The 26,661-nt window shown below is 36.1% G+C and carries 27 protein-coding genes, 1 pseudogene and 1 riboswitch; of the genes and pseudogenes, 24 read left to right on the top strand and 4 right to left on the bottom strand.

Features of this window, described 5'->3' with window-relative positions; all coding sequences use genetic code 11:
- Positions 1 to 356: 356 nt before the first annotated feature.
- From LKW28_RS19625 to LKW28_RS19585, 8 genes and pseudogenes are all read left to right on the top strand, one after another.
- Complete coding sequence (locus LKW28_RS19625) at positions 357 to 1,340, top strand: autoinducer 2 ABC transporter substrate-binding protein (protein ID WP_229142132.1); 984 nt, start codon at positions 357 to 359, stop codon at positions 1,338 to 1,340.
- A pseudogene (locus tag LKW28_RS19620) lies at positions 1,291 to 2,391 on the top strand (diguanylate cyclase domain-containing protein). The gene LKW28_RS19625 and the pseudogene LKW28_RS19620 overlap by 50 nt, the downstream one beginning before the upstream one ends.
- 452 nt (positions 2,392 to 2,843) lie before the next feature.
- Entirely contained in the window at positions 2,844 to 3,329 is a 486-nt protein-coding gene (locus tag LKW28_RS19610; protein ID WP_229142131.1) for a GyrI-like domain-containing protein, read from the top strand.
- An 83-nt stretch (positions 3,330 to 3,412) separates the two neighbouring features.
- A complete protein-coding gene (locus tag LKW28_RS19605) occupies positions 3,413 to 4,033 on the top strand; it encodes a hypothetical protein (RefSeq protein WP_229142130.1) in 621 nt (206 codons plus the stop codon).
- A 159-nt stretch (positions 4,034 to 4,192) separates the two neighbouring features.
- Positions 4,193 to 4,819, top strand: a complete 627-nt coding sequence (locus LKW28_RS19600; protein ID WP_229142129.1) for a hypothetical protein — start codon at positions 4,193 to 4,195, stop codon at positions 4,817 to 4,819.
- A 467-nt stretch (positions 4,820 to 5,286) separates the two neighbouring features.
- Positions 5,287 to 5,520, top strand: coding sequence for a hypothetical protein (locus LKW28_RS19595; RefSeq protein ID WP_229142128.1), 234 nt, complete (start codon positions 5,287 to 5,289; stop codon positions 5,518 to 5,520).
- Positions 5,521 to 5,522: 2 nt separating this feature from the next.
- Positions 5,523 to 5,726: a hypothetical protein gene (locus LKW28_RS19590; protein WP_229142127.1), complete on the top strand. Its 204-nt coding sequence runs from the start codon at positions 5,523 to 5,525 to the stop codon at positions 5,724 to 5,726.
- 183 nt (positions 5,727 to 5,909) lie between these two features.
- Positions 5,910 to 6,332, top strand: coding sequence for a VOC family protein (locus LKW28_RS19585; RefSeq protein WP_229142126.1), 423 nt, complete (start codon positions 5,910 to 5,912; stop codon positions 6,330 to 6,332).
- A gap of 252 nt (positions 6,333 to 6,584) precedes the next feature.
- On the opposite strand, the gene LKW28_RS19580 is transcribed toward LKW28_RS19585, so the two are convergent.
- Both LKW28_RS19580 and LKW28_RS19575 read right to left on the bottom strand, forming a co-directional pair.
- Positions 6,585 to 6,917 carry a hypothetical protein gene (locus LKW28_RS19580; RefSeq protein WP_229142125.1) on the bottom strand — a complete coding sequence of 111 codons (333 nt, stop codon included), beginning with the start codon at positions 6,915 to 6,917 and terminating at the stop codon, positions 6,585 to 6,587.
- A 94-nt stretch (positions 6,918 to 7,011) separates the two neighbouring features.
- Positions 7,012 to 7,116, bottom strand: a riboswitch (SAM riboswitch).
- 95 nt (positions 7,117 to 7,211) lie between these two features.
- Positions 7,212 to 7,517, bottom strand: a complete 306-nt coding sequence (locus tag LKW28_RS19575) for a hypothetical protein (RefSeq protein WP_229142124.1) — start codon at positions 7,515 to 7,517, stop codon at positions 7,212 to 7,214.
- A gap of 442 nt (positions 7,518 to 7,959) precedes the next feature.
- Here LKW28_RS19575 and LKW28_RS19570 point away from each other — a divergent pair, with 442 nt between their 5' ends.
- The 11 genes from LKW28_RS19570 (at position 7,960) to LKW28_RS19520 (ending at position 18,334) form a co-directional block, all read left to right on the top strand.
- Positions 7,960 to 8,328, top strand: a complete 369-nt coding sequence (locus LKW28_RS19570; RefSeq protein ID WP_229142123.1) for a helix-turn-helix domain-containing protein — start codon at positions 7,960 to 7,962, stop codon at positions 8,326 to 8,328.
- On the top strand, positions 8,309 to 9,118 hold the full coding sequence (locus LKW28_RS19565; protein ID WP_229142122.1) for an ImmA/IrrE family metallo-endopeptidase: 810 nt from the start codon (positions 8,309 to 8,311) through the stop codon (positions 9,116 to 9,118). Before LKW28_RS19570 ends, LKW28_RS19565 begins: the two co-directional genes overlap by 20 nt.
- Positions 9,111 to 9,707 carry a hypothetical protein gene (locus tag LKW28_RS19560; protein WP_229142121.1) on the top strand — a complete coding sequence of 199 codons (597 nt, stop codon included), beginning with the start codon at positions 9,111 to 9,113 and terminating at the stop codon, positions 9,705 to 9,707. Before LKW28_RS19565 ends, LKW28_RS19560 begins: the two co-directional genes overlap by 8 nt.
- Positions 9,708 to 10,044: 337 nt before the next feature.
- Complete coding sequence (locus LKW28_RS19555; protein ID WP_229142120.1) at positions 10,045 to 11,004, top strand: DnaD domain-containing protein; 960 nt, start codon at positions 10,045 to 10,047, stop codon at positions 11,002 to 11,004.
- Positions 11,004 to 12,236 carry a replicative DNA helicase gene (locus tag LKW28_RS19550; protein ID WP_229142119.1) on the top strand — a complete coding sequence of 411 codons (1,233 nt, stop codon included), beginning with the start codon at positions 11,004 to 11,006 and terminating at the stop codon, positions 12,234 to 12,236. Before LKW28_RS19555 ends, LKW28_RS19550 begins: the two co-directional genes overlap by 1 nt.
- Positions 12,237 to 12,291: 55 nt before the next feature.
- Positions 12,292 to 12,711, top strand: a complete 420-nt coding sequence (locus tag LKW28_RS19545; RefSeq protein ID WP_229142118.1) for a hypothetical protein — start codon at positions 12,292 to 12,294, stop codon at positions 12,709 to 12,711.
- Positions 12,712 to 12,896: 185 nt separating this feature from the next.
- A complete protein-coding gene (locus tag LKW28_RS19540) occupies positions 12,897 to 13,394 on the top strand; it encodes a helix-turn-helix domain-containing protein (protein ID WP_229142117.1) in 498 nt (165 codons plus the stop codon).
- Positions 13,391 to 14,605 carry an exonuclease SbcCD subunit D gene (locus tag LKW28_RS19535; RefSeq protein WP_229142116.1) on the top strand — a complete coding sequence of 405 codons (1,215 nt, stop codon included), beginning with the start codon at positions 13,391 to 13,393 and terminating at the stop codon, positions 14,603 to 14,605. Before LKW28_RS19540 ends, LKW28_RS19535 begins: the two co-directional genes overlap by 4 nt.
- Complete coding sequence (locus LKW28_RS19530; protein ID WP_229142115.1) at positions 14,602 to 17,697, top strand: AAA family ATPase; 3,096 nt, start codon at positions 14,602 to 14,604, stop codon at positions 17,695 to 17,697. Before LKW28_RS19535 ends, LKW28_RS19530 begins: the two co-directional genes overlap by 4 nt.
- A 172-nt stretch (positions 17,698 to 17,869) precedes the next feature.
- On the top strand, positions 17,870 to 18,037 hold the full coding sequence (locus LKW28_RS19525; protein ID WP_229142114.1) for a hypothetical protein: 168 nt from the start codon (positions 17,870 to 17,872) through the stop codon (positions 18,035 to 18,037).
- Positions 18,038 to 18,076: 39 nt separating this feature from the next.
- The gene (locus tag LKW28_RS19520; RefSeq protein WP_229142113.1) at positions 18,077 to 18,334 is read left to right on the top strand and encodes a type II toxin-antitoxin system RelE family toxin; all 258 of its coding nucleotides are present in this window, start codon (positions 18,077 to 18,079) and stop codon (positions 18,332 to 18,334) included.
- A gap of 179 nt (positions 18,335 to 18,513) precedes the next feature.
- Here the strand turns inward: LKW28_RS19520 and LKW28_RS19515 are convergent, their stop codons facing one another.
- Positions 18,514 to 19,224 (bottom strand): Rpn family recombination-promoting nuclease/putative transposase, encoded by a 711-nt coding sequence (locus LKW28_RS19515; RefSeq protein ID WP_324255051.1) that lies wholly within the window; start codon positions 19,222 to 19,224, stop codon positions 18,514 to 18,516.
- A gap of 91 nt (positions 19,225 to 19,315) precedes the next feature.
- On the opposite strand from LKW28_RS19515, the gene LKW28_RS19510 reads away from it, so the two are divergent.
- The 5 genes from LKW28_RS19510 to LKW28_RS19490 all read left to right on the top strand — a co-directional run bounded on the left by LKW28_RS19510 (position 19,316) and on the right by LKW28_RS19490 (position 25,130).
- On the top strand, positions 19,316 to 19,726 hold the full coding sequence (locus LKW28_RS19510; RefSeq protein ID WP_229142146.1) for a hypothetical protein: 411 nt from the start codon (positions 19,316 to 19,318) through the stop codon (positions 19,724 to 19,726).
- A gap of 156 nt (positions 19,727 to 19,882) precedes the next feature.
- A complete protein-coding gene (locus LKW28_RS19505) occupies positions 19,883 to 20,350 on the top strand; it encodes a UPF0158 family protein (protein ID WP_229142112.1) in 468 nt (155 codons plus the stop codon).
- Positions 20,351 to 20,525: 175 nt separating this feature from the next.
- A complete protein-coding gene (locus tag LKW28_RS19500; protein WP_229142111.1) occupies positions 20,526 to 20,687 on the top strand; it encodes a hypothetical protein in 162 nt (53 codons plus the stop codon).
- A gap of 671 nt (positions 20,688 to 21,358) precedes the next feature.
- Complete coding sequence (locus LKW28_RS19495; protein WP_229142110.1) at positions 21,359 to 23,929, top strand: McrB family protein; 2,571 nt, start codon at positions 21,359 to 21,361, stop codon at positions 23,927 to 23,929.
- Positions 23,922 to 25,130 carry an McrC family protein gene (locus LKW28_RS19490; RefSeq protein ID WP_229142109.1) on the top strand — a complete coding sequence of 403 codons (1,209 nt, stop codon included), beginning with the start codon at positions 23,922 to 23,924 and terminating at the stop codon, positions 25,128 to 25,130. Before LKW28_RS19495 ends, LKW28_RS19490 begins: the two co-directional genes overlap by 8 nt.
- Before the next feature lie 276 nt (positions 25,131 to 25,406).
- On the opposite strand, the gene LKW28_RS19485 is transcribed toward LKW28_RS19490, so the two are convergent.
- On the bottom strand, positions 25,407 to 26,630 hold the full coding sequence (locus LKW28_RS19485; RefSeq protein WP_229142108.1) for a type II restriction endonuclease: 1,224 nt from the start codon (positions 26,628 to 26,630) through the stop codon (positions 25,407 to 25,409).
- Between the last annotated feature and the right edge of the window lie 31 nt (positions 26,631 to 26,661).

The raw sequence follows: 26,661 nt of genomic DNA, 5'->3' as shown, positions 1-26,661 counted from the left end.
GGAAATATTAGAGTTGCTAGAGATGGCAAAGCCATTCGAAGTACTAATCATGAATTTGAGTCCGTTTTATTATAAGGAGTAACTGAATAATCAAATTGAAAGTTCAGGGGTCTGGGCCAATGCGGTAGTGTATTATCGTATTGGGGTCAGGCACTTTTTTTGAAAAAAGAGACAGGTTCTCTCAAAGTAGAAACAAATTAGAATAGTAGTATTTGTTTCATTAAACTTTAATTCTATTATATAATTGATAGTAATATATGTATGATAAAAAATTATACAATGGCAGCAGGTGAAGTTCTGTGTTTTTATATTTCAGAATATTTTGTATCTTGATAATTGTAGGCGGTTGCTCAGGGATGAATGTTCATAATAGTAAGTATGAAGTTGTGTTTAATCGAGGAGAGGTTCCTTACGAAGACGATGAAAATATAAATGGGCTAACTCTGACCATTGCTATTGTGCCAAAGGTAATTAATATTCCCTATTTCAATGCTGTTGAGGAGGGGGCATTAGAAGCGGGTAAGGATCTTGATGTAAATGTGATTTATCGTGGACCTACTCTCGCTGATCCCAATATGCAAATCGCGATTATAAGGGAGTTGATCAATGAAAAAGTAGATGTTATCGCCGTATCTGCGAATGATCCGGAAAAGGTTACTCCTATATTAATCGAAGCAAAAAGAAAAGGGATTCACGTGATTACTTGGGATTCGGACGCATTACCTGAGGCAAGGAGTTTCTTCATTAATATGGTCGATCCGGAAACACTAGGTCGTCATTTAATGGACATGCTTGCTTGGAATACGGGTGAAGAAGGAGAATTTGCTATTTTGACTGGTGCTCTTTCAGCAGCGAATTTAAATGAATGGATAAAATGGATCCAAATTCAGCGAGAGGAATATTATCCGAATATGACTCTTGTTGATATTGTTGCCAATGATGATAATCCACAAAAAGCATATACGAAGGCAATTGAACTATTAGAAACACACCCAAACTTAAAAGGGATAATTGGTAACTCATCGGTTGGACCACCAGCTGCTGCACAAGCTGTGAAGGAGCTAGGAAAGGCTGGAGAGGTAGCGGTTGTCGGTTTATCTCCACCGAATCCGATGAATAAATATTTAAAAGAAGGATCGGCACAAATTGTAACCCTTTGGAGTCCAAAGAAACTAGGATATTTGACGGTTGCTTTAGCTAAAAATGCAGCGAAGAAAGTACTGCCATACGATCATCAGCATGTAGAATCAGTTGGAAAGATTCGATTGATTGGGGATGTGGTGATCATGGATGAACCGATTGACTTTACGAAAGAGAATGTGGATGAGTATGATTTTTAAGTGGTTGAAATTTAAAGACTTCCGGTTACAAACAAAATTGTTAGTGACCTATGTTTTTTTGACTGTTATTCCAATATCCTTGCTTGGTTATATTGCCTACAAACAATATACGGTTTCAATTGAGGAACAGGTAGGAGAGTATATACCAGAGTTATTAGAACAGGCAAATGGCAATATTGCTAATCAACTAACAGAAATTCGAAAACTGCCTGATCTACTTATGAATTCAAATCAAGTGATGGGAATCTTAAGGAAGGACTCCCATCAGAGTCGTTCTGATTTTATGCAGGATGAGTTTATTGTAAATAGTTATTTATCCAAGACCTATATTAATGGAACGACATTTGATATTTTAGGAGTTTTTGTTCTATCAAAAAACAGAAGCTATCAAAGTTTAAAGGTACCCCTTTTAAATTTTGAATCAGAGTCTTTTCTACTGCCATATGGACAAGATATTGATTTAGTTGAGGTAAATGGAATACACATCCAATTGAACGGAGAATCCGCTATTCAAGTTGTGTTTTGGGATGTCACAAAGAAAAAGAAGGAAGACGATTTAATCAGGTATCGGGCCTACTATGATACGTTAACGGACTTACCAAACCGTCTTAAATTCCAAATTGATTTACAAGAAGAGATCGAAAAAGACTCAAGGTTTACCATTATGTATTTAGATTTACATGGCCTTAAAACTGTGAATGATTCATCCGGTCATCAAGCTGGAGATCTTGTGCTAATTAAAGTAACTGCCTGATTAAGCGGAGTGTTAGGTTCTACTGGTCTCGTCTACAGATTGGGTGGAGATGAATTTGCCGTTGTTCTATCCGGACGAAAAAACGAGGAAGAAATACAAGAATTCGCAAATCAGATTGCGGAAGTTATTAAGCGGTCAATCTATATCGCAAATTCAATTGCCAATATCACAACAAATATAGGGGTTGTCTTTTATCCGGAACACGGCGTAGATATGGAGTTACTCCTTCGCCATGCGGATTTGGCCATGTACCACGCTAAGAAAACGAATACCCTTTATCAAATCTATGATAGTTGAATAGGGATTCCTCCTTTCAAGGCTATACTTTCAAAACGACATGAATGTGTCGTTTTTTTTGTTATAAAGAAAAGGAATATGTTAGGTCGGAAGATTGGTTGGCAGTATCTAAATACCAAGAAGTTTCGTTATTAATAGGAGTTGTTTTACGATAAACGAATATCAAAACGGGCAGGTAAAAACATTGTAATTCAGCACCAACTAATACACAGCTATGCGACTCACTTACTAAATAATGGGCACCAATTGTAGTGATACAGAATTAGATGGGACATGAGAAAAGTGAAACTACTCGGATACGATTCACCTTATCATGCTGGAACCATCTTCCATTTTACATTATGTATTGGGTTATTGAAGATGATAAAATAAGTAGTAGATTAGACACCGTAGTGATTGAAAACTGTAAACTAGGAAACTTATAACACTTTTTTAAAGAAGGAGGAAATAAAGTGAGCTATGAAATAATTACATTACCAAGCTATCGGGCAGCAGGATTAAAATGGGAGGGTACATTTTCTCAAATTGTACCGAGTTTAAAAAATGTGATTCGGCAAATGGAAGAACGCGCCAATGAGCTAGATTACAAGGTGAATCCCCATGTTCAGTTAGGTCTTTCTTATCATGTCATTGAAAACGGTTTCGTTCATTATGCGGTATTTGAAGTCAGTACGAATCAGGAAATTCCTGATGGCATGATTGAAATAAAGGTTCCTGAATGGACTTATGTGAAGACAACTCATAACAAAGGAGAGAATATACAAAAGACGTATACGGATCTACATAAATGGTTATTTGATAGTGAATATACTGCATATAGAGAACCAGGTGTAGATTACTACGATCCTTATATGCCAATAAAACATGAACATTATCCAATTGAACAGGACCCTAGTGATCCGCATTTTGATATTTATATACCGATTGTTAAAAAGTAGAACAGAGGGACGGTTCCAACGTTTCACCTTGAAACGCCGCAGCCGTTCCTTCGTTTTTCCAACCTTCAGAGGAGAGTGAGACGGTGAAGGACAAAGAGATCATAGACGTCTTTGAACAGGCTGAAATAAATGTACTCGTTGAGCTAAGAATGGGAAATAGTTTCCATGAAAAGGAGTATGAGAAGTTAGTTAAGGCACTCACCGTTTGTGCGGATGAATGGGAGAGTCGCACAAGTATACCGGGAGAGGTCGTCCATACATTAGTTGGACTATATGATGAACTTTACAACTTTTCGCTAATATATGGCGGTGAAGAATCCGTCCATATTAGGAAAGCAGCCGAAAATACCAAAAAGATGATTCAAAGATGTACGAAAGATAACGGTGAAATAGAACCTGAAAAAGCCAGAGTGATGGCCAGGTTGATTGAGAGAATGAACGAGAATGGAAACTTTTTTAAAAAACTTCAAGATGGCAAAGGAATCGATGAACAACAATTTGAACGAATCTACAATGAATTATCCGATATTATCGACGAGATTTATTCGTGGGAAGAAGTTCCAAAAGTATTTGTAAATATTTTAATTGATCTTCGTGAATTGGATTTGTATGTCGGTCAATATCGAGATGAGTTCAAACAACCTGAAGAGGCAGACAAAATTTATGATGCATATGAACGTGTTTTTAGTTTAATTTTTGGTTAAACCATTGAGAGACAGATTACTATACAAATAGTTACATATGTAACCAGTGAGACAAAAGTTTAATTTTTGAGGGCCAAGTTAAGTAACTAAAAGGTAAAACGATTACTTGCAATGAGTCATTATCTATGAATAGTAAGATCTGATAAATGGAGGATTAATATGTCAGTAGTCAATCAATTAGCTTCACAATTTAATAGAAATGATGAAGAACCAAATATTGAGCTGGCACACAAGTTTGCGAATGAGGAAAATCATGCAGCCATTGAAGAAATCATTGAAAACCTATATTGCAAGGATAAAAAAATACAACACGATTGTATAAAAGTAGCTTATGAAATTGGACAAGTTAAACCTGAGCTCATAAGCAAATATGCCTTGAATTTCATCGAGTTGCTAAAGAGCCGTAATAATCGTATGGTGTGGGGGGCAATGTCTGCATTAGCTACGATTGCTGATGAAGCATCAGAAACCCTTATGGCTCATGTAAGCACAATAAAAAATGCAATCAAAATGGGTTCCGTTATTACAATTGATAAAGGGGTTCTAACACTTGCGAAGCTTGCAGCAGTTAGCAAGGAAAACAATCATGCGATTTTTCCATTCCTGCTCCTTCACCTTGAGAATTGCAGAACAAAAGAAATTCCTCAGCACGCAGAAAGCACTCTTTTAGCTGTTACAGATGAAAATAAAGAGGCATTTTTGAATGTGTTACGTAAAAGAGATACATACCTAACAGCTCCTCAACTAAAAAGAGTGAAAAAAATCTATAAACAATTAGAAGCTTGATTATAAGGTGAATGAATGAGAATACAGGGCCAGATACCAGGTGCATGAAAGAATTACGGTGGTTCAACCCAAGAGCTACATTAATCATAAGAAAAAAGAGCCTAAAAGATGCAAGTTGTGATTTGTTACTTGCTATTTTGGCTCTTTTTATATTTCAAAATTTGGGCGTCATTGAAACTAAAACTTATGTACAAATAGGGAGATTAGGGCCTGAGCCCAGTGCAAATTAAATTTGTTTTAAGGAACAGGTATTTACTAACATCCACTTTCATCCTTTAAATTTCGTTCCAGTGGACAGCTCCTGATTTGTTGCAACAAAGTGTGAGAATTACCTTATGCTTATAAAACCTCTAATTTTCGGTAACAATGGATGATAATCATCATAATTGCCTAAATGTCTCATAGTTTTAAAGTGTAGAAAAGCGGGAAAATAATATTAAAAATTTTCCACAAAAAGGAGGGGAATTATGGACGAGTATAGAAATAAGAGATACGATAGAAATACAAAAAATACGGAAGAGGTGGTACATTTGATTACTTTTCCTCAAACGAAGCCAGAAAAAAAAGCAAGACGTGTCCGATCAGAAGAAGAGGTTCAAAGAAAAAAGAAAAGACGTAGTGCTCTTGAGATTTCAGATGCTATTGGTGTTTATGGTGCGTTTGGCCGTACATTATCAGATTTACATAAACAAGGGAGATAAGTATGGATTTTATCATTGATGGTGAACAAATAGACTTTGAAGACTTCTCTGGAGCATCTATTTATTTAGATGCTTGTTTTATTTTAACGTACCTAGATAAAACCGATTCTCGCCGTACTGAAGTAGCTAGGGTATTGGATGTGTGGGCGGACTTTGAAGATGTAGTAATAGGTATTAGCAATCATACAATTCCTAGCTACCCTTGATAGTGATTTTGTACATAACTTTTACGAAAAGGAATCCAATATAACTACTAGAATTATTAAAGTATCCTAATAGGAAGTTGTTTTATAAGAAGCCTCCCAGTTAATAGTTTGAAAATTAATCATTCTTTTGTTCGAAAATTGTTAAGAAATCGATAATAAAGTTAAAAAGAGGAGCTAAAAAAAATGAAATTTTTTCCTTATTTACAGTTGAACGGAACTGCAAGAGAAGCAGTTGGATTTTACGAAAAGGTATTTCAAGCTGAAAATTTAGGAGTTATAACATTTGGTGAAATGCCCACTTCCCCAGACTTTCCTTTCCCTGAGGATGCAAAGGACCTTGTTTCACATGCCTCAATAAGGATTGGAGAGTCAGTAATTATGTTTTCAGATACATTCCCAGGTCAACCAGCTCAAGAAGGAAACCTCGTTACCATTTGTGCCATGTTTGACAATGCAGACAAAGCTCGCCAAATTTTTGAGGCGTTACAGGATGGTGGCCAAGTTGAAATGCCACTATCAGAAACAAGTTTTAGCCCGGCTTATGGCGTGATTAAAGATAAATTCGGGGTAACCTTCCAAATTTACACGGAAGGATATCAAGGGTAGTACATAGGATAATGGTAGAAAAACGGCTTTGTATGAATGATAAAGTCGTTTTTTTATGTCTCCTATTTCTCGAAAAATGCACTGCAAACGATTAGATACTAAAGCAAGAGAGACGTGCGTGAGCAAATCTGCCAAAATGGAAGGGTGCGGCCTTAGTGTTCGTTCGGGATGGTGCTAGCCACCTGGGAATACAGGGCCGGCCCTCCGGATGCACGAAAGCATGACTGTGCTTGGGGGCCGTCCCTAAATATCCTACTTTTCCATAAATACATAACTTAAATAATTTCCAGAACCTCGTCTGATCTGAAGACCTTCCTGCTCCATTTCCCTCCATATTTTTCTATCAAGAGCATACGGATCTCTTTGTTGAAGGGTTATTATCTCTGTGTCTGTCATTGTAAGTTGGAGGGACTCCTGTTTACCTGTAACAAACATTTCATAGTTCTCGAGCATCATGACGAACACTTTAAAATCTGGATCCCACTCCTGTAACTGTTGTTCAATGAAGGTCGCAACATGAATGAAAAATTTCTCACCCTCCATATTTCTTGACATCAATCCTCTTATAAATCCTGAAGTATTCATCTTTTTTCCTCCTAAACGTATTATCAAGTACAAGAATGAAAGCAATGAAAAAGGCTCTTCATTGCATACGAACGCAACAAAGAGCCTTAAGCCGTTGTCATCATTCAAAGCAAATGCTTTGCTGGTTGGAGCACCTTACCGAAAAAGCAGGTTGCTGTGAAGTCGTCGAGCCAGGACTCTCGTTCACTCTTGATAACCTTATTGAATTATCTATATTATACCTATAACAAGTAGGTATCTGTCAAATGAATAACTTCGACATGTTATAACACAACCAATAATGAGATCCTTTTCTTACTTTTCTTTTATTTCGTTTGATTTTGCATCTATTGTATTTTTTATTACTGGCACTAATTGATGCAATTCATCCGTAGTATTTCTCCAAGTGTCCATTGCATTTCCAAACTGATTGATGGGGTCCGCACTTGGGTCTGAATGATCGAGGTCTTTTAAAAGAAAGATAACTTGTCCAGCTTCAGTAGCCTCTATTTCTAATTCCACAGCTCTTTCAACATCTGCTTTCAATTTAACTAAACTGCTATCAACTTCAAAGGAAGCCATTTTAGCAAGAATACTTTCTAACATGATTTTACGATCCATTCCTTCTTTGAAGAAATCAACATTCTCTTCTGTAGCTTCTTCAGTAAAAATTCAGTTTGTATAATCAGTTGAATAGATGTTGAGAAACTCCCTAAAATATTGATTAATAGTGTTCAAATCACTATCTACTTTTTTACTAAGTTGAACATTCGTTTGTTTGGCTTTTGCCATTTCTAATAGAACGCTTGAAGATAAAATAGCTATAATTACAGGTTAAACCATGGCGTTAGTCGTCTAATAAAATAAATAAAGATAGTTCAACTTTAATCAAGGATCTTGGACACAGAATATAGTGTCTTTCGTCCATCACTTTGAGCTTCAATGAAAAACACCCTTTTTTTCAAAAAATATGTTTGTTGTGCATAAATATTACACATAATATAAATAAAAATGTGTTATTATTATATAATATAAGGAATTAAAATTGAAAGGATGTAAAAAAATGGCTAAATTAAAGGATGAAGTCATTGGTAAAAGAATCCGACAAGCCCGAATGGAAGTAGGATTTTCACAAGCTGAACTAGCAGAAGGGGTAGATATGACTAGAGCTCAAATTGGAAATATTGAGACCGGAAGAACAGTATTATCACTTAAAGATGCAGGGTTAATATGTGATTTTTTAGGCCTAGATATAAAAGAATTACTAGACACTGAAGAAAGTGATTTAGATGCGTTAATTTTATTTAGACAAGGCGAAGGGAATTCGGATGAAAAATTAATTGACCTGTCAGACAACATTGTACAAGAACTTATAGCCCAAAAAGAATTATTTGAAAAAGAGGAAACCAATCATGTTTTTACGAACAGATAAAACTGTAATACTTAGTGATCTAGAAAAATTAACGCTTAATAAAGAAGCAAAAGATTTTGCAAATGAAACAAGGGCTAAAAACAATATAGAAGAAATTAAACCATATAATGTTGTAAGATTTATAGAAGATCAAGGATATTTTGTATTTCAAATATTAAACCTTGGTACATCTGGTTTTATACGAATTGTTGGGAAACATAAAGTTATTTTTTTAAATGCGTCCGAGTCACTAGGTAGACAGTACTATACTGCTATTCATGAATATTGCCATTTAATTAAGGATTTAGCAAAGATTAAGGAAATTGACAATTTATCTGAGGAAGAAAAAGAGTATGAAATGTCTAAAATGGAATACTTCGCTTATAAGTTCACAGATTATTTTTTAATGCCGGAATCGGCTTTACTGAACTACTTAAAAATAAATGAGATCCATGACTTCTCCAAAATCACAATAAAAAACATCCTCGGTGTACAACATCATTTTCAACTTAGTTTTAGACAAACTACACGTATGCTAAATAAATATGAAGTAATTAGTAAAGAACAAAGGGATGAATTTAATTCTTATAGTTCGAAAGATAATCCTGAATTATTGAAAAAGATAACTGAAGATAACAAATTTCCTTTAGGTTTAATCTCACCACTTGCAGAATCACGTATTCCTGACATATATCTTGATAGTATAATTGATAATATTAAAAAGGGGAGAATCACAAGAAAGAAAGTACTTTTTTTGGCGGAATTATTACAAAAACCATCCCTTGTAGAGGTTGGTCCCAATCATGAATGAAAAAATAAAAACCGTTGTTTTGTCTGATACAGATATTTTAGTACATATGGTTAGTGGAGGCATATTCTTTGAGGTAGTTCCACTGGTATTCGAAACAGTGTACATACCCGCAAAAGTGGAGCAAGAATTAAAAGATAAGCATAGCCATACCTACTATAAACTACTTCGCCATCTCAATGAGGGTAATTTGTTAAAACGAACAAAGTTAGAGTGGGGTGGTTTATCGGTAGAGCAGAAAAAATTAGTTAATACAACTAAAACTAGATTGAGAGCTCGTTTAGATCCTGGGGAACTGGATTGTTACGCTTATTCCCTAGGAATGGAAATAGATGCAATTATCTCGGATGACAAGGGTGCTAAAGAGTTAATTTCGTTGGATTCTGAAGGAAGTAAAGTTGTGATTACATTCTGGGATATTATTATTCTAGCAATTAAAATGGATCAACTTGACTGGACAACAGGTGAATTATATTACAATAAAGTTGTGCAAACTTGTAGATTATCTTTACCACCATTTGGAAAACAAATCTATGAGTTTGAAAATTATATCGGAACACATGAATGGATTAATAAATTTTTAGGTATATAAGTATGTTTCTAAAATTTAGATAAACATTTAGTGATTTTAAATTTGAGCCTTGTAGACAGATGTTTACAAGGCTTTTTTTTATCATCTATTCAAATGATATTTTCACAATATTCTCCATGTACTTTAATTTGCTCGTGGAGTGGTGAATACACTTTCTCAAAGAACGCCCGTCACAAATCTTTCACAATTAAAGATGCCCCTTTTTCTGTAACCCCTCTCTATAACAAAGACGAGGGGTAGTTCAAATATCACATAAAGGCTTATGGCCAGCTACCCTCAATCTGGAGAGGTTCGGAACTCGGAATCTCTAACCCAAATAGGAAGGAATGTGATTGTGATGGCAAGGTACAGAATGGTGAGAACTGATTTTTGGATGAATCCGGTGGTTTCGGAGGAAATGACGCCGGAGGATAAATACTTTTTCTTATATCTCCTTACAAATCCCCATACAACCCAAATTGGAATCTATCGGATTACGAAAAAACAAATGGCCTTTGATATGGGGTACTCCATTGAGACGGTTCATTCGTTAATGGATCGGTTTATCCATCATCACAAAATTATTCAGTACAATCCCAAAACAAGAGAGCTTGCGATTAAAAATTGGGGAAAATACAACTTACATAAAGGCGGAAAACCGATAATGGATTGTATTTTTTCAGAGTTAAAAGAAGTGGAGGATCCCTCGCTCATCGAATATGTTGCTGACAAAATCGATCGACAGGATATTTTATCGCTCTATGAATCTTTTTATAAAAATCATTCAGATGAGGACACGGTACCGGCTTTTTATCATTACGATGAGGTTATTGCTCAGTCTGGGACAACGGACAACCTCCCTAACGATACGTCGACGACTTGTTCTGCGATACGTGGGCAAAAAGAAAAACAAAAAGAAAAAGAAAAACAAAAACAACAGGTTCATTACCCAAGTATAGATAATGAATCTAAGACAGAAGCGATTCGGGAAATTATGGAGTGCTGGGATCAGAATGGGTTTGGGTTGAACAACGTGAACGCCAAGGAAAAACTAGTAGCTTGGTTAGATGATGCTAGCTTTTTGAATCCAAAAGATGTGATTTTGAAAGCGATGGATATTGCCTGTGCCAACAATAAGCGAAGGTTAAACTATGTGGTTGGTATTCTGAAAAACTGGGAAAATGAATCATTGCTGACGGTTGAAGAAATTGAGTTGTACAACGAGAGCAAGAGGCAAGTCCAAGCAGTCGAACCCAAGAAATCAGGTCGAGCCATACCTGGGCACTATCATTTTGATCCAACGGCAGGTGAGAACTGATGAATTTTGCAGAAATGGCTTTTTTAGGGTGTTTGATTAAGGCAAATTATTTAATTAAAGATACCGTGATTCATCCGGAGCAGCTGGAAGGAGCCACTCATAAGGTATTGATGCAGAGGATGCTTGACTTTAGCAATGCCGGTAAGAGTATCGATTTGGTTTCACTGACCACCATGCCTGATTTAGAAAACTTAGGTGGCATGTCCTATCTGTCGAGCCTGCTCGCACACGCTGACGTGGAAAAGTTTGAGGAAATTGAGACGCTGATTCTAGAACTGTGGAAGGAGCGGGAAAAGAAGAACATTTTGACGCTAGCAAGCCATGGGGATTGGGAGATTACGAAGGTTATTGCCGAATTGGATAAAATCAACGAGGTGAAGATGAACGATCATACTTCCTTGAATCAAGCGTTGGTCCAGATGTATGAAGCGCCTTGGCAGCAGCAGGAAGTCATAAGAACGGCCACATCCGGTATTCATAAGCTTGATGAAATGACAGGAGGTTTCCAGGATGGAGAGGTTACCATTCTAGCTGCAAGGCCATCGATGGGAAAATCTGATGTGATGCTGCATTTTGCAAAGGAAGCAGGCTGGGCGGGGTATTTGCCGATTGTCTTTTCACTGGAAATGCCTGAGAAGCTCATCACATCTCGGTTAATTGCTTCAACTGGCGGCTATAATCGTTTGAAAATGAGGGATCCCGGGAACATGTTAAGCCAAAGCCAAAAAGATCGATGGGCCGATGTCATTGGGTATTTGAATCAAACCAATATCCAAATTTTCGATGGTGCAGGCCAAACCATTTCAGAAATGAGAGCAAAGACAAGAAAAATGATGCATCAATATCCAAACATGAAACCCGTTATTTTTATTGATTATTTGACCTTGATCAGATCAGCTGAAACATACGGAGGCAACTCCCATCTGCAAGTAACCGAAATCTCGAGGAATCTCAAAACAATGGCGAAGGAGTTTGAATGCCCAGTCGTTTGTTTGGCGCAGTTAAACCGATCTGTGGAAACAAGAGCTGAAAAACGACCGATGATGTCTGATATCCGGGAATCGGGCAGCGTTGAACAGGATGCAGACGTCATCCTTTTCCTCTATCGTGAAAAGTATTATGACAAAGAGACAGAAAATCCGTTTCTTGAAATTATCGTATCTAAGAATCGAAATGGCCCAGTAGGAACCATACATGTGACATACAACGAATTTACAGGCTTGATTGAATAGGCTGGGTGCGTCAAACAACTATTGGTCCTAGTAAATAGAAAAGGGTGGGGAAAACATGAAGGTAAAGGATTTATACATAGATGCAATTTGTTACGAAGAAGTCAGTCTAGCTCATTACATTCATCATTTACTTGAAGTGGGTAAGATTTCATTAGAGGATGACGCCTCGAAGCTAGATCTTGATCATGCAGACCATGAAAAGGTAAGGGAAATGATCGAAAACAATGTATTAGGATTTCATAAAATCGGTGTGTACGCATTAAAAAAGAACAGAAAAGAATTTGTGTTTATTTTTGCCGAAACCGAGCAAGCGGCCATTGAATTCTTCGCAAAATTATTCCAGCAAGCACCATTATATACTCATACCTATTCACTACATACACAGATTCTAAGAGAACATAAAATGACGACGTTTTGGGATATGAGAAAAGAGCATTTGGCCTTTCCAGCTATTGCGGGGTATTTTGAAAAATAGGATTGGAAATAATTCTACCGCCTGAACATAGATAGAGCAATATCAAGTGATAAAACCCGTGGCAACTACTACTCAAGAAGTCAATCCTAATAGAATTAGTATTTTGATTTGAAAAACACTAGTTGTTAATAATTTTGTGTTGTGTCACGAAACGAAACAAGATATAATGATTTTGGGTGATAATGATGAATATAACAGATTTAAAGTTTTTGGGAGATACCATTAAAGCAAATAGAGAAGAGATGAACTTAACCTTAAGAGGTTTTTCCAAGTTGACGGGTGTGAGCTTTTCCCAATTAAGTAAAATAGAAAGAGGAGAGCACCGTCCAACTAGAGAAACAATTGATAAAATATCACAACATATTCGTGCACAGAAGGTTTGGCTTTATATGATGGCTGGTTATTCAGAGAAATTTTTAGAAACATTCGAGAAAGCTAAAAAAGAAACTGAACAAAATCCTTTTGCGTACATTGCGGATGAGGATAAGGAAATGGTTAGAAGTTTTGTCACAACACAACATATCCAGGAAAGCCCAAGCCATTATTCTGCTAATGGGTGGGAAGCCTTTATTGCAAAAATGGAATCAATGAAACTAAGTCCGCAAGATTTAGAGGAAATCGTCGAAAATTACCAGAATATAAGAACCATAGTTTTAAAAAGAGAAGGGGGAGTCAAGGAATGAAAATTTTTCATACAGCAGATTGGCATTTAGGGAAACTTGTTCAAGGTGTGTACATGACAGAAGACCAACGCTATGTGCTTGGCCAATTTATTCAAGCAATTGAAGAAGAAAAGCCTGATGTGGTGATTATTGCTGGAGATTTATATGACCGAGGCGTACCGCCGACAGAAGCAGTAAACCTATTAGATGAATTACTTGAAACGATTGTACTTAAACTTAAGACCCCAGTATTAGCTATTGCAGGAAACCACGATAGTCCAAGCCGTCTTGATTTTGGGAGCAGAATTATGACCGCAAATGGTTGCCATATTGTTGGGCAAATGACAGATACATTGGCACCGGTAAAACTGAAAGATGAGCATGGAGAGGTTCATTTCCATCTTGTCCCATATGCAGATCCTAGTGTCGTTCGTCATGTGTTTGAAGATGAAGACATTCGCACGCATAACGATGCGATGAATAAGGTGATTGAGCATATTACGGAGAACATGGATCCTCATGCAAGACATGTATTTGTCGGCCATGCCTTTGTGACACCGAACGGAGAACAAGAAGAGAATACGAGCGATTCTGAACGTCCGCTTGCCATCGGAGGAGCCGAGCATGTAGATGCAAACCTATTCTCAAGGTTTCATTACACCGCCCTTGGACACTTGCACCAAGCCCATTTTGTATTAAATGAAACGATACAATATTCAGGATCACCGTTAAAGCTTTCAATTTCAGAGGAGAATCATAAAAAAGGCTTCTACATTGTAGACATAGATGCCGAGGGAAAGATTAAGATTGATAAGAAATTACTAATACCATTACGTGATATGCGAAAAGTGGAAGCAACGATTGAAGAATTGCTTCAGCATCCAAAAAATGAAGACTATGTTTTTGTAAAACTATTAGATCAAACTCCAGTTTTATCACCGATGGAGCGGATTCGTTCTGTGTATCCGAATGCGATGCATGTTGAGCGTGCGATTCAATTGACAACTGTTAATGGACAAGCGGTGGAAAGAGTGGCTCGGGACAAACTGGATGACCTTTCTCTTTTCAGAGCCTTTTACGAAGAAATGAAAAATACACCGGTCACAGAAGAGACAGAAGCGATTTTTACTGAAGTCTTACAGGAGCTTTTACTCGAAACGAACGAGCAGGTTAAGCAAGTCGCAAAAGAAATTGCTGCAACGAAATTAGAAAGAGAGGAGAGAGATTCATGAGACCGATAAAACTTTCAATGACAGCTTTTGGTCCATACAAGGACACAGAAGTGATCGATTTTACAGAGTTGAAAAATAACCGTTTGTTTGTTATTTCAGGTAATACAGGGGCAGGAAAAACGACGATTTTTGATGCGATTTGTTTTGCCTTATATGGTTCAGCAAGCGGGGAAGACCGAAGTGATACGAGGTATATGCGCAGTGATTTTGCGGATGATGATGTATATACAGCAGTTGAGCTTGAGTTTGAACTCCATAGTCGTCATTATCGAGTGAGAAGACAGCTTCCCCATATCAAACAAGGAAATAAAAGTGCAACTGGGGATCAATATGAATTTTACGAGAAAATAGACGGACGTGAAGTTCCATGTGTGGATCGCCAAATTGTTTCTGAAATTAATAAGAGAGTCGAAGAATTGGTTGGCTTAACGAAAGATCAATTTAGCCAAATTGTTATGCTTCCACAGGGAGAATTTCGTAAGCTATTAACCTCACAAACAGAAAACAAGGAAGAGATCCTTCGGAAGATATTTAGAACAGGGACATACAGAGAAATTAACGATCGGTTAAAGATTAAGAAAAAATTCGCCGAAGATACGTATAATCGGGAAGCTGAGACAAGAAATCGCTATATCGGGGATATACAGGCAACGCTTCCGCTTCGTGAAGACTCACTTCTCTTTGACACGCTAGCACAGGAGCATCTAAATACACATCAGGTTGTGGCTGGGTTAGATGAAGAAACTACTTATTATCAACAAGATATTGCCGCTAAAAAACAACAAGAACAAGAAGTGGGATTACTATACAACACAAAGCTTGAGGAGTTTCACAAGGCCGAGGCCATAATTGAAAAATTTACAAAGCTGGAAGAAAAAAATACAACCTTGCAAGGGTTAAAAAGCCTCGAACATGATTATACAGGAAAAGAAAAACAGCTCGAAAATGCCAATCGGGCGAGTAAGATTGAAACATATGAGGTTCAAGTGAATGAATGGCGCCAGGATGTAAGTGTAAAGAGCAAAAGGCTTATTGAAGCTAAAAACAATTGTAATGCAGCGTTACAACAGTTTGAGGCAGCACAAAAGAAATATCAGTTCGAAGAAAATCGAAAATCAGAACGCGAACAAGTGAGCAGAAGATTAGAGCATCTCAATGAATTTTTACCAACGATTCAGGGCATGGATCGAAAGAAAGCCTATTTATCTGCTCAAAAAGAGCAAGTTGTTGAGCTTGAAAAAGAAATTAAGAGCTTAAAAGAGAATCTAACAGCTGAAAAATTGGAAAAGAATCAGCAAAGTCAATTGATTAAGGAAGTTGAAACTGCTACCGACCATTTAGGAAATAAGCAACAGACATTAAATGAAATGCGGGAGAGAGTTAAGATTTTGCAGGATTTCCTTAAATTAATAAACGACAAAAGAGATCTTGAAAGAAATGTGGAATCGAAAAAGGAAAACTACACTGCCATCAAAAAGGAATACGATAAACTTGAGGAAGCGTGGGTGAATGGACAGGCAAGTATTCTTGCAGCGACCCATTTGCATGATGGACAAGCATGTCCGGTGTGTGGAAGTCTAGAGCATCCTCATAAGGCAGAAGGTCAAGATTCGGTTCCGTCAAAAGAAGAGATGGAGCGAGTGAAATCTGTATTAGCCCAAAATGAAAGTGAGTACCGTCAGGCACTTGCCGAATTGAAGGTTACCATGGAAAGTCTTCAAAGACATGAAGCAGAATTAGAAAAAATAAGAGTTCAATCCAGCAAAGTCTCCGGTGAATATCAACGATTAGTTGAAGAAGGAAAAAGATTAAAGCAGGATGTCGATTCTTTAGTAAAAGAAAAAGACAAGCTTGGCAAGCTAAGGATTGAACGAGATAAGAAAGAAAAACATATTGAGCAACTTGAAACAAAATTGAATGAGATGGCAGAAATTCATCAACAACAGAATACATCTTATGAAACCAAAAAGGCTGTGTATGAAGAACAGCTTAGTCGAATTCCTGAGGATGTTCGAAACTTAGGTGTGTTACAACAAAAGATCGCGGAAACAGAAGCTTTGAAAAAAACATTAGAAACGGCATGGGAAACAGCTCAAAAACAGCTTCAAGTCACAAAAGAAGAGGTAGCGAAGGCGACTGCAAATGAAACAAACGCCGAGAGCCAACTTCATGAAAGCAAAATGAAAAAAGACAATGCCGAAAAGCAATTTTTAGAAGCGTTACAGCAGGCAGAATTTTCGACTGAAGACCAATATCTTCATGCAAAGCTGTCAGAACAAGACCGAGAGCAGTTAAAAGAAGCCATCGATCAGTATAATCAACAGGTATCAACGCTCACACAGCAAGTAAAAGAGCTGAATGAAGAATTGAAGGATAAAACAAAGGTTGACCTTGAAGAGCTTTCAGCGATTCTCACCGAACAGAAAAACGCATTCGAAAAAGCCCAAGAAGCCGTACGACAATCAAAGCAGCATTTCGAAAAGTCAATGGAGCTTAAGGAAAAAATTACCGAAGCCGAACAGAAAGTGGCTGACTTCGAAAAACGGTTGAATATCATTGCTGATTTGTATGATGTTGTAAGAGGGCAAAACAACAAGAAAATCTCATTTGAACGATATTTGCAAATTGAGTATTTAGAACAGATTATCATCGCGGCAAATGAACGTTTGAAGCAACTTTCAAATGGGCAATTCATGTTACTTCGCAGTGACCGTCAAGAAAGTCGAGGTAAACAAAGTGGTCTTGGACTTGATGTCTATGATTCATACACTGGACAAACACGTGATGTAAAAACATTATCAGGCGGTGAAAAGTTTAACGCATCCTTATGTCTTGCACTAGGGATGGCAGATGTTATCCAGAGCTTCCAAGGTGGGGTATCGATTGATACAATGTTCATTGATGAAGGTTTTGGTTCACTTGATGAGGAATCGCTTAACAAAGCAATAGACACATTAATCGATTTACAGCAATCTGGCCGGATGATTGGGGTTATCTCCCATGTGCAAGAACTAAAGAACACCATCCCAGCAACCTTAGAAGTGAACAAAACAAGAGAAGGGCATAGCCAAACTAAATTTGTCGTTAGATAATGAACGCCACCAATGTTGAGTGTGTTTGCGTTTTAAATATGATATAAAAGAAGATATAATCCACAAGGCGGTGAAAGGTTTTGAGTGTGAATCGTGAAGAACTAAAGCGAATAATTGATCAAATTCCTGAACAAGATACCCTTGAGGTGTATGATTTTATGAATATTTAAACATGAAACGGGAAAAAGAAACACTACACGAGACGGAAGTTGAATACCTGGCAAAAGATGAAGAACTTATTTTTCAGGTTCAAAAAAGCCGAGATGATCGTCGGAACGGACGCATATACAACAAAGAACAGGGGATCGAGTATCTTCGGGAAAGTTTCAAAGAGTCTTAATCTAGGACAAAAGAGTATAGTATTTTTTGGTCGCAAACTGTGCTAGACGAATTGAGTAATATCCGAGCATACCCTTCGGATGTAAAAGAAAAAATATATTTGGATTCGTTTAATCGTTTATCCTATACGCCTACTATTACGGCGAAGAAAATTCTCAACGGTATGCTGGAAGGATATTGGGTAAGTCTCGGACTTTATCAGGTTATGTTGGTATTTGAAGTTATTGAAGAGGCAGCTGTCGTTTGGATCGACGGTATAAAACATAAGCGGGAAAATGTTTATTGGAAGAATAAATAATATTGGTTAAATACATGGCATCTACATTAAGTTGTAGGTGTTTTTTTGTGGAAATACAAACAACTAATTATTTTATTTGAGTGATTTATTAGAAAAATTCGGAATTGGATAAAGTTTTTTAACCCTAATATAAAACGGCCACTCAGCAAGGTGAGTGGCATAATAATTATATTTGGTTCTTACTTATTTTTGTTCAGTTTTAGAATTTCTTCTCTAGGCAAACCAGTAATCTCCTGAATTAATGAAAAATCGAGGCCTTTATTAATCATCATTAGGGCATTTTGATATCTTTCTTCTTTTCTTCCTATCTCCTTACCAATTTCTTTTCCTATTTCCTTTCCCTCTTCTCTCCCCAATCTCCGCTCACCTTCAAGGTTGCTTAACAAATCGCGCAGTTCTTTTGCACGCGCTTCATAAATGACACGATTTTCTTTGTTAGCTGATATTGTTTCCCATTCAATAAGAGCTTCTCGTACTTGCTCGATGTTCATTGCCCATTCCTCCAATTCGGACATTAAGTCATCGTCTAATTTATTTTCTTGATAATCCACTGCGGTTAACATTAATAACCAAGGCAGTTCATTGTTCTCTTTTAGTTGCCGACGGTATTTTCTCCATTGTACCACGAAAGAGGTTAAATCAAACACATGGAATTCAAGTTGGTCACTCCAAAGAAAATGTTTATTTTTTTCTCGAATATGAAATATTGTATGGAAGTCATCAGTTTCAGTAGGGAAAAGTGAGAAGTTCAAGATAGAAATGGAAATAGTGGGACGTAGTTTTCGATATTGGTCACTAGAATTAATGGAGGACGAATAAGTTTTTGCCCAATAGTAAAGAATCCGTTCTGGTAAATCATGTTGGTTAATAACTTGAATTTCAACGTTAATATTTTCACCATTACCTGCCTAGTCTCTATGATAAAATACTAATCAGTAGATTTAAAAGATTATTTAATGAGGAGTTTTACAAGTGGGACGTATGAAACGAGGCCATTACTGTAAAGGTTGTGGAGATTTTCTACCCAATGAAAAATTTAGCGGAAGAGGCCACCGTGAACACCTGTGTAAAGAATGTAAAAAAGAAGGTAGATTAGTTAATACTGAATTAAATTCCAATTATGATCGAAATCTGCACCTTCTATCCAAAGCAATTAGAAACTGTATGATCGTTTATATGGAGCATGAAAGTTTCTTTTTATTTGAATATAAAAGTTCACGATATATTATGGGGGGTAACCTTAACTCCGAAATCTATGTGTATCAGGGAGATAAGGAGCAAAAGTTCCTTGTGTCAGAAAAACTACATAAAATTGAAGCCTTAATGGATGTTTTATACAAAAAATACTACGAAACAATGGAAACAATCATAGTTTTGAATATGAAGAATTGATGTACGATGAGTATGTAGAAATATCAAAGAAACGCAGACAGCATCTTGAAGTAATATCATCCATTCAACATTTGGGGTAATTTAAGGTAAGTTGTTCGAAATTATAGATAAGAAATTGAAATGAAAATTAATCTATACTATTTTTTTGAAGGGATAATGTCTATGAAAGTGAAGCTTGAACATATAATTGAAGGAATGGAAATGCAATCGGATGAGAACCGATCGTATCTTAATCTAGATACTGGAGAACTCGTTTATGTCTCACAAGATGCCCTTTTAATCGCAGAAGATGGAGAGGACTATGAGCACTTGTCTGAATGGCAACGAGATGAAGTGAAGATAGCCTTGGATATAGTAGATAACTTTGGAAAATATGCTGCGTTTCCTTCTCAATATGATATTAATGAGTATGATATGATGGAAAGTTTTTGTTATGGATTAACTGATAGTAATATGCAAACTGCATTGCTCAAATCAATTCGTGGAAAAGGGGCATTCAGGCGATTTAAGGACACTGTCGATCGTTTAGGAATAACTGAGAAATGGTATGATTACCGAGATATGAAATATAAGGAAATAGCTGTGGAATTTTGTGAAAGCAATGGTATTGACTATATAAAATGAGTTTTAACAGAGAATGATTGTTAAGTGCCGACCCTTAGTGCTCAGTTCCTTGATTAGTGTGCCTGTCCCCGAGTACGTTAATACTTAAATTAACTGGGGGACAGGCACCTTTTTAAAATTTTGGTCCTATTGTGAAATTGAGTTAAAATAATTTAATTATATGAGGTGATTATGAATGACTGCTAAAGAGATTATGAAAGCAATTGAAGAAATGGAAAATGGGGAACGGATAAAATTACTCAATATGTTATTTGATAATTATTTTGATAGCAGGCCTCCCAAAGAGCAAATTATTAAAGAGAAAGAAGAGATATTTTGGGGAAAAGAAGATGAGTAAAACTGGCAAACACGGAGAGTTATGTGACCCGGGTGCCTGACCTTCAGTCTAGTAAAGCGTAAGTCGACAGGGGGTCAGGCACCAACTTATTACGAAAGGATTTTAAGTGGACCACTTTCTCGTGGCCTTTTTCTATTGGAGTCTCTTACCACCGGCTTGTAATTCTAGTGATAGGTAACTCCCAGAGAGTAGTCGTATTTGACAAGTCACTTTGATTTGTTGATTAATTTGATATCCAACGAAAAGGGGAGTACCATGATAGGTCAATGTGAAGCAGTAATTGAAAGTATGGTGGGAATTGGAAGAATTATGGAACTGTTTTGGCGGATATGGTCCCGGTTTCACATGGAGGGAATAATTCTTCAACAGTACCAGATTACTTTCGTGTATTAAAGAGAGTTTCAAGAGGAGAGTATTGTCTCATTCAGTTTTGAAAAAATTTAATAACGAGACAATATAGTGTAAAACCCTAGAAAAAAATCATTTCTTAATGTCATAGAAGACAGTACCCTTAGTATAGTTGAGGATCAAGGAAAATAGCCGTATAAGCAATTTAAATCTATCCCAAATTGTACTAGAAAAATCATTTGAGCATACTAATAAACTTCTAGTGATCCAATAGGCTAGAATAATGGTAAGGTTTTCATTTTAAAAGGGAGTGTAATCTACAAGTGAATCTTCAAACAATTATAGAAAAAGCTGCTCAATTTAGTCCAAATCCAGCCACAACGATTAATGGGGAATCTGAACGAAAATCATTTATTGAACGATTTCCTTTAAACTCATTACATAACATTACGATTGAAGAATATGCAAATACCAAAACAAAGGATTGTTTCATTTATTGGCTAGAAAGAAAACAGATATTAGCAGGAATAGGGGGAGGTAATTCTTCTAAATTTGGAGTTTATCTGGCCAAGAATGATGAATATTGTAAGGGGTATGGAAAAAATCAGGTTATTTTACATGGGGATGCACTTCAGAAAGTATTTTATAAAGTGAAAAATACAATTGTTGATGCCATTACATTTGCAAAGGAGGACCGAATTTCAGAAATTAGTAAAATGGAAATACCGTTGTTTAATATGGTCCTTTTAAAAATATTAAATATTTATGTTCCAGAAAAGTTTTTTAATATCTATTCTCCACCTATATTAATTGAGTTAGGAAAAGAATTAGGTGTGAGGGATGAGATACTAGAACCTCAATATTCGATTGAACTAAATTATCAAGTAATGACTCTTCTTAAAAAACTTGATGTGTTTTCAAGTTGGTCTAGCCACCAAATTTCTTCGTTTATTTGGGATTTATTCGCAGAGCGGGATGCAAAAATTGATGACTCTGTTAGATATTTTCTAGTTGGTCATACATATGGTTCTGATCAATCAATTAAGGATTTTCTGATTCAGAATAATTACATTGCTACTAATTTTCTAAGTATGGATTTATCCGAATATATTATAGAAGATAATATTGAAACTTTTATAGAAGAAAAGGAAGATTCAACCGCTGGTCAAAAGGCCCTTAAGCAATTCTTTTCTATGAAAGCAGGAGACTATGTTGCATTGAAATCAACATTTACTCGTAAAATAGAAGGGAAAACAAAATCTGTCTTACGTATTAGTGCGGTAGGCAGACTTACGAAAGATGCAAATGAAGGTTACAGCTTTTCGGAAGAGTATGGCCATTTACTTCCGATTGAATGGTTGGATAAGGAAGTAAATGAATATATTGGCTACGGTGGATACCGGAGTACAATTAATCAGGTGAAAAATAAAAATGCGATCAACCTTATCTTTATGAAAGAGGGAGTTCACGAAATGCCAACGGACATAGAGAAAGATGAGCCAGCAAAAAACTATGTGCTTTATGGACCACCTGGGACAGGAAAGACATATCATGTTGTAAATCGTGCAATTGAGTTAATTGACAAAAAAACATTTGAGGAACTTGAAGTAGAAGGGCGAGAAGCTCTTCAACAATACTTTGCCCGTTTAATAAAGGAAGATCGTATTCGAACTGTGACCTTCCATCAGTCCTATGCCTATGAGGATTTTATCGAGGGATTAAAATCTGATGGTAAAGGGAATTTTGTCCCTTCAGATGGTCCATTAAAAAGAGCGGCAATCGAGGCGATGTATGAAGGAATACAATTTAAGCAGAATGATTATTCTGAAGAGATACGCTTTGAACAACTCTATGACTATTTAATTGAGAAGGGCTTGGAACAGAATATCAAATTTGAATCTTTAACAGGAAAGATTCAATCCATTTCCCATGTATCGGGCAATGGAAATCTAAATGTAACAAGTGAAGATTCGGATGGTATTTCGATTGTTTCTAAGGACAGATTGGTAAAAATATATCAGTATGTGAAGGAAAATGATATAAACTGGAGAAACTCTATAAACTTTGTGAAGGAAGCAATTGGTGGAGCAAATCAAACGAGATATTGGGCTGTTTTTAATTGGATAATGAGCAAAATGGATGCCGATGATAAACCGGAAGCAACGGGAATCCAGCTTGACTATGAGGAAAAGAAAAGAATCGTGATAAAAGCACTCCAGGAAAATAAACAATTCGATTTTTCTCATGCAAAGCGGTATGTTGTGATAATTGACGAAGTAAACCGAGGGAATATCTCCAAGATTTTTGGAGAACTGTTAACGCTACTAGAGGAAGATAAACGATTAACCGCGGATAATGAAATAATTCTTGAACTACCTTATTCAAGGGAAAAGTTTATCCTTCCACCAAATTTATATGTAATTGGAACTATGAATACAGCAGACCGTTCGATTGCGCTGTTAGATACGGCATTACGGAGACGATTCGTTTTCGAAGAAATGATGCCAGCTCCTGAATTGTTAGAATCTGTGGGTGACGTTATTAATGTGGAAGCCATGCTTTCGATTATGAATAAACGTATTGAAGTATTGTATGATCGAGACCATATGATTGGACATGCCTATTTTATCAACGCTAAGTCAGATGAAGAAATCATTTCAACCATGGAAACGAAAATCATTCCGCTTTTACAAGATTATTTTTACGATGATTGGGAAAAGATTGGACTGGTGTTAGGCGGAATAGGCTCATCTAAAGAGGATTCATACATCATTTATAAAATAGATGTTGATGTAAAAGAATTATTTAACAAAAGACCTAATGTTCATCTACCTACAATCTATCGTGTGAAGAAGAAGTTAACAACGCAGGAGCTATTATCAATCTATGAGTAAGGAAACAATAATTGTTAGAGAATCGTATGATTGGATATCAGAAGAAGATATTACACCTGTACAATACGAGGAGCTAATAAGATATATTGAAGAAAAGTATCCCAATGATGATGTATTAGATCTAAAGTATAAAAGATGTAGATTTATTAATTTTGTAGGAGTGATTCAATGTTCGGATGTTCGCTATGAGATTTTACCAAAAATCAATCTTTCAAAAGAAGATGAAAGAAAAGCCTTATTAACCATGCTGTCTGTCACAAATTTTCTTCCAATTTCTTTCTATGAAAAGGTGAAGAATGGGTCAGAATTTAGCGATTTGCTTTCCGCTTTTCTGACTGCATTCTTGGAAAGATTATTAAACGAATTAAAAAAAGGTGTGTATAAGACGTATGAAACGCATACAGACAATCTTTATGTATTAAAAGGAAAACTTCAATTGAAAGAGCATATTGGAAGAAATGCCTTTATTAAAACAAGAGCATATTGTAGTTTTGATGAACATTCCGAAAATAATCTGTTAAACCAGCTATTTAAGGCTGCACTAATGATTATACGGAAAAATATAAACATGCAATCTTTAAAATTGCAATTAGAACGTTGTTTAGGGTATTTGGAAAATGTGGACTTGATTCGTTTTGATTCTGCTACAATCAATCAAATTAAATTGGATAGACAAAATGAGCGTTTTCGAGATGCTGCTTTATTTGCAAAATTAATTATTGAACATGCATCCATATATAGTCGAGGACAGAGATCTTCATCCTTTTCCTTTCTGTTTCCGATGAATCTTCTTTTTGAGAAATATATTGAGGTGGCCTTAATCAATGTCGTTGGGTTTGATCGTGTAATTAGTCAACATGCCGAAAAACGATTGCTGCGCAATAAAAAGAGCGGCAAAAGGAATATCCTATTAAAACCTGACTTTGTGATTAATGAAGAAATCATACTAGACACGAAATGGAAAAGTGCAGTATATCAGGGTAGAAGCAACTATAATCAAGCCGACATCTATCAAATGTATGCCTATGTTACAGCATATAAACAAGCAACCCGATGCATATTACTCTACCCAAAACAAGAAGCTGAGCAAGAACTTCCAATTTGGGAAGTTGTTGATACAGATAAAACTATAGAAATGCATACGGTTAGAATTGATAATTTTGAGCGTACTATTGAAGATTTGAGGGAGATATTATTCTAGAGCCTGACCTCACTGCGTAAATATTTTAGCTGGCTGTTTTTTATTATGTTTTTTGTATGTTGAACCTGAATAAGGAGAAAATTAAAACCACCCAAAGGGTGGTTTTAATTTAATTGTGCTGTGGTATAAGGAATTATAAAGTAAAAACTGACTTAAATATGAAAAATAAAAAAATGAATGAGAGAACCTAACTTTAAAAAATTTATTCAAAAGGTTTTTTTTGTTTGATAATAAAAATCCAAATCCAATAAAAGGAAGTATGGTATATTTACCCTATCAACCCATTTGGCGGTCTTTTACAAGGTTAATAAATTCCTCAAGATTTATTAACCAAGACCTCTGCGCTGTACTATAGGTGTCATGCAGTAGCTTAGGCAAAACTAATCTAAGATTACTAGATTGCATTTCTTTAGTTTGATTTTCACTAATTCCAGGTTCAAGGGTTAGTAGATGTTTTGTATCAATTCGTGCAGCCTCAGACAATACTTGCCGCCAACGATCCTTACAGGTAGATTTCACCCCTAGCATCGTTAAATTGCTTACAGGAAAATCAGGGTTTTTATAAAATGAAATGTCAGGAAAGAGAAAGTCTGGTTTAGATTTATTTTCTGTTACTGCACCTCTTGTGTGTTTTATGTCATTTTGAATGAAAATTTCTTCTAAGTGATTTTCTAAGGCATAACCAACTCGTGACTTTCTTCGGTTATGAACACTTAATGAAAATTTTATGAAATCTTCTATATCATTTGCTCCAGCATTATTAAATCCTTGGTTAATTTTATCCTGCACGATGTATCTTTCAAGTCTTTTAAATAACTTTTCCTCTTGTTCCATCCATTTTACCAATGTTAAATCTGGATATTCAATGGGATTAGCATCATTAAGTGAATTTCTAGCGATGATAGAAAATTCTTTTGTGGTAGGAAACCCTTTTTCTATGTATGGTTCAATTATTGTATCGATTAAAACTGAGTCTGGATCTTGGATTTCAATGCCCAATTCTTCAAGGATATAGCGTACTGCAAAATCTACTTTGGGATCATGTCCATCCTCAATTGGTTGGAAATTAAAATTAAAGCTTATCTCATCTATAACGCCAAAAAGCCATAATAATTGGTTTTCAAATGTAGAATCAGCCTTTACAACGATCAAATAAACCTGGTCATTGGGTCTTCTTGCTACAATTAATAAATCACCTTCTTGTGCCCAATCTATAACAGGATTACTCTTAAAGTACAATCTCCATTCAGAGCGAGTTGGGTGTTTTTCCCTTGCATCATACCAAGTTACATGACCCTCTTCAGTAATACCTTCATTTTCACTACCAAGCCATAAAAATGTAACAGGATACTCATTTAAACGGTAACTTCCAAATAAATTCCGAAGTGGTTTGCTTCCATTAAACTCATGCTGATTTGACTTATGAATGTCTACTTCCACTGAACTAAGTCTTTTAATTGCAATTGCTTCAAAATATTGGGAAAGAAATCCTTTTTTCATTTTTCAACATCCTTGAAATATTTTTGATATT

It is taken from the genome of Bacillus sp. REN16 (genome assembly GCF_020731355.1).
GTDB lineage: Bacteria > Bacillota > Bacilli > Bacillales > Bacillaceae_L > Ferdinandcohnia.
This window is presented reverse-complemented; position numbering and strand designations above follow the sequence as displayed.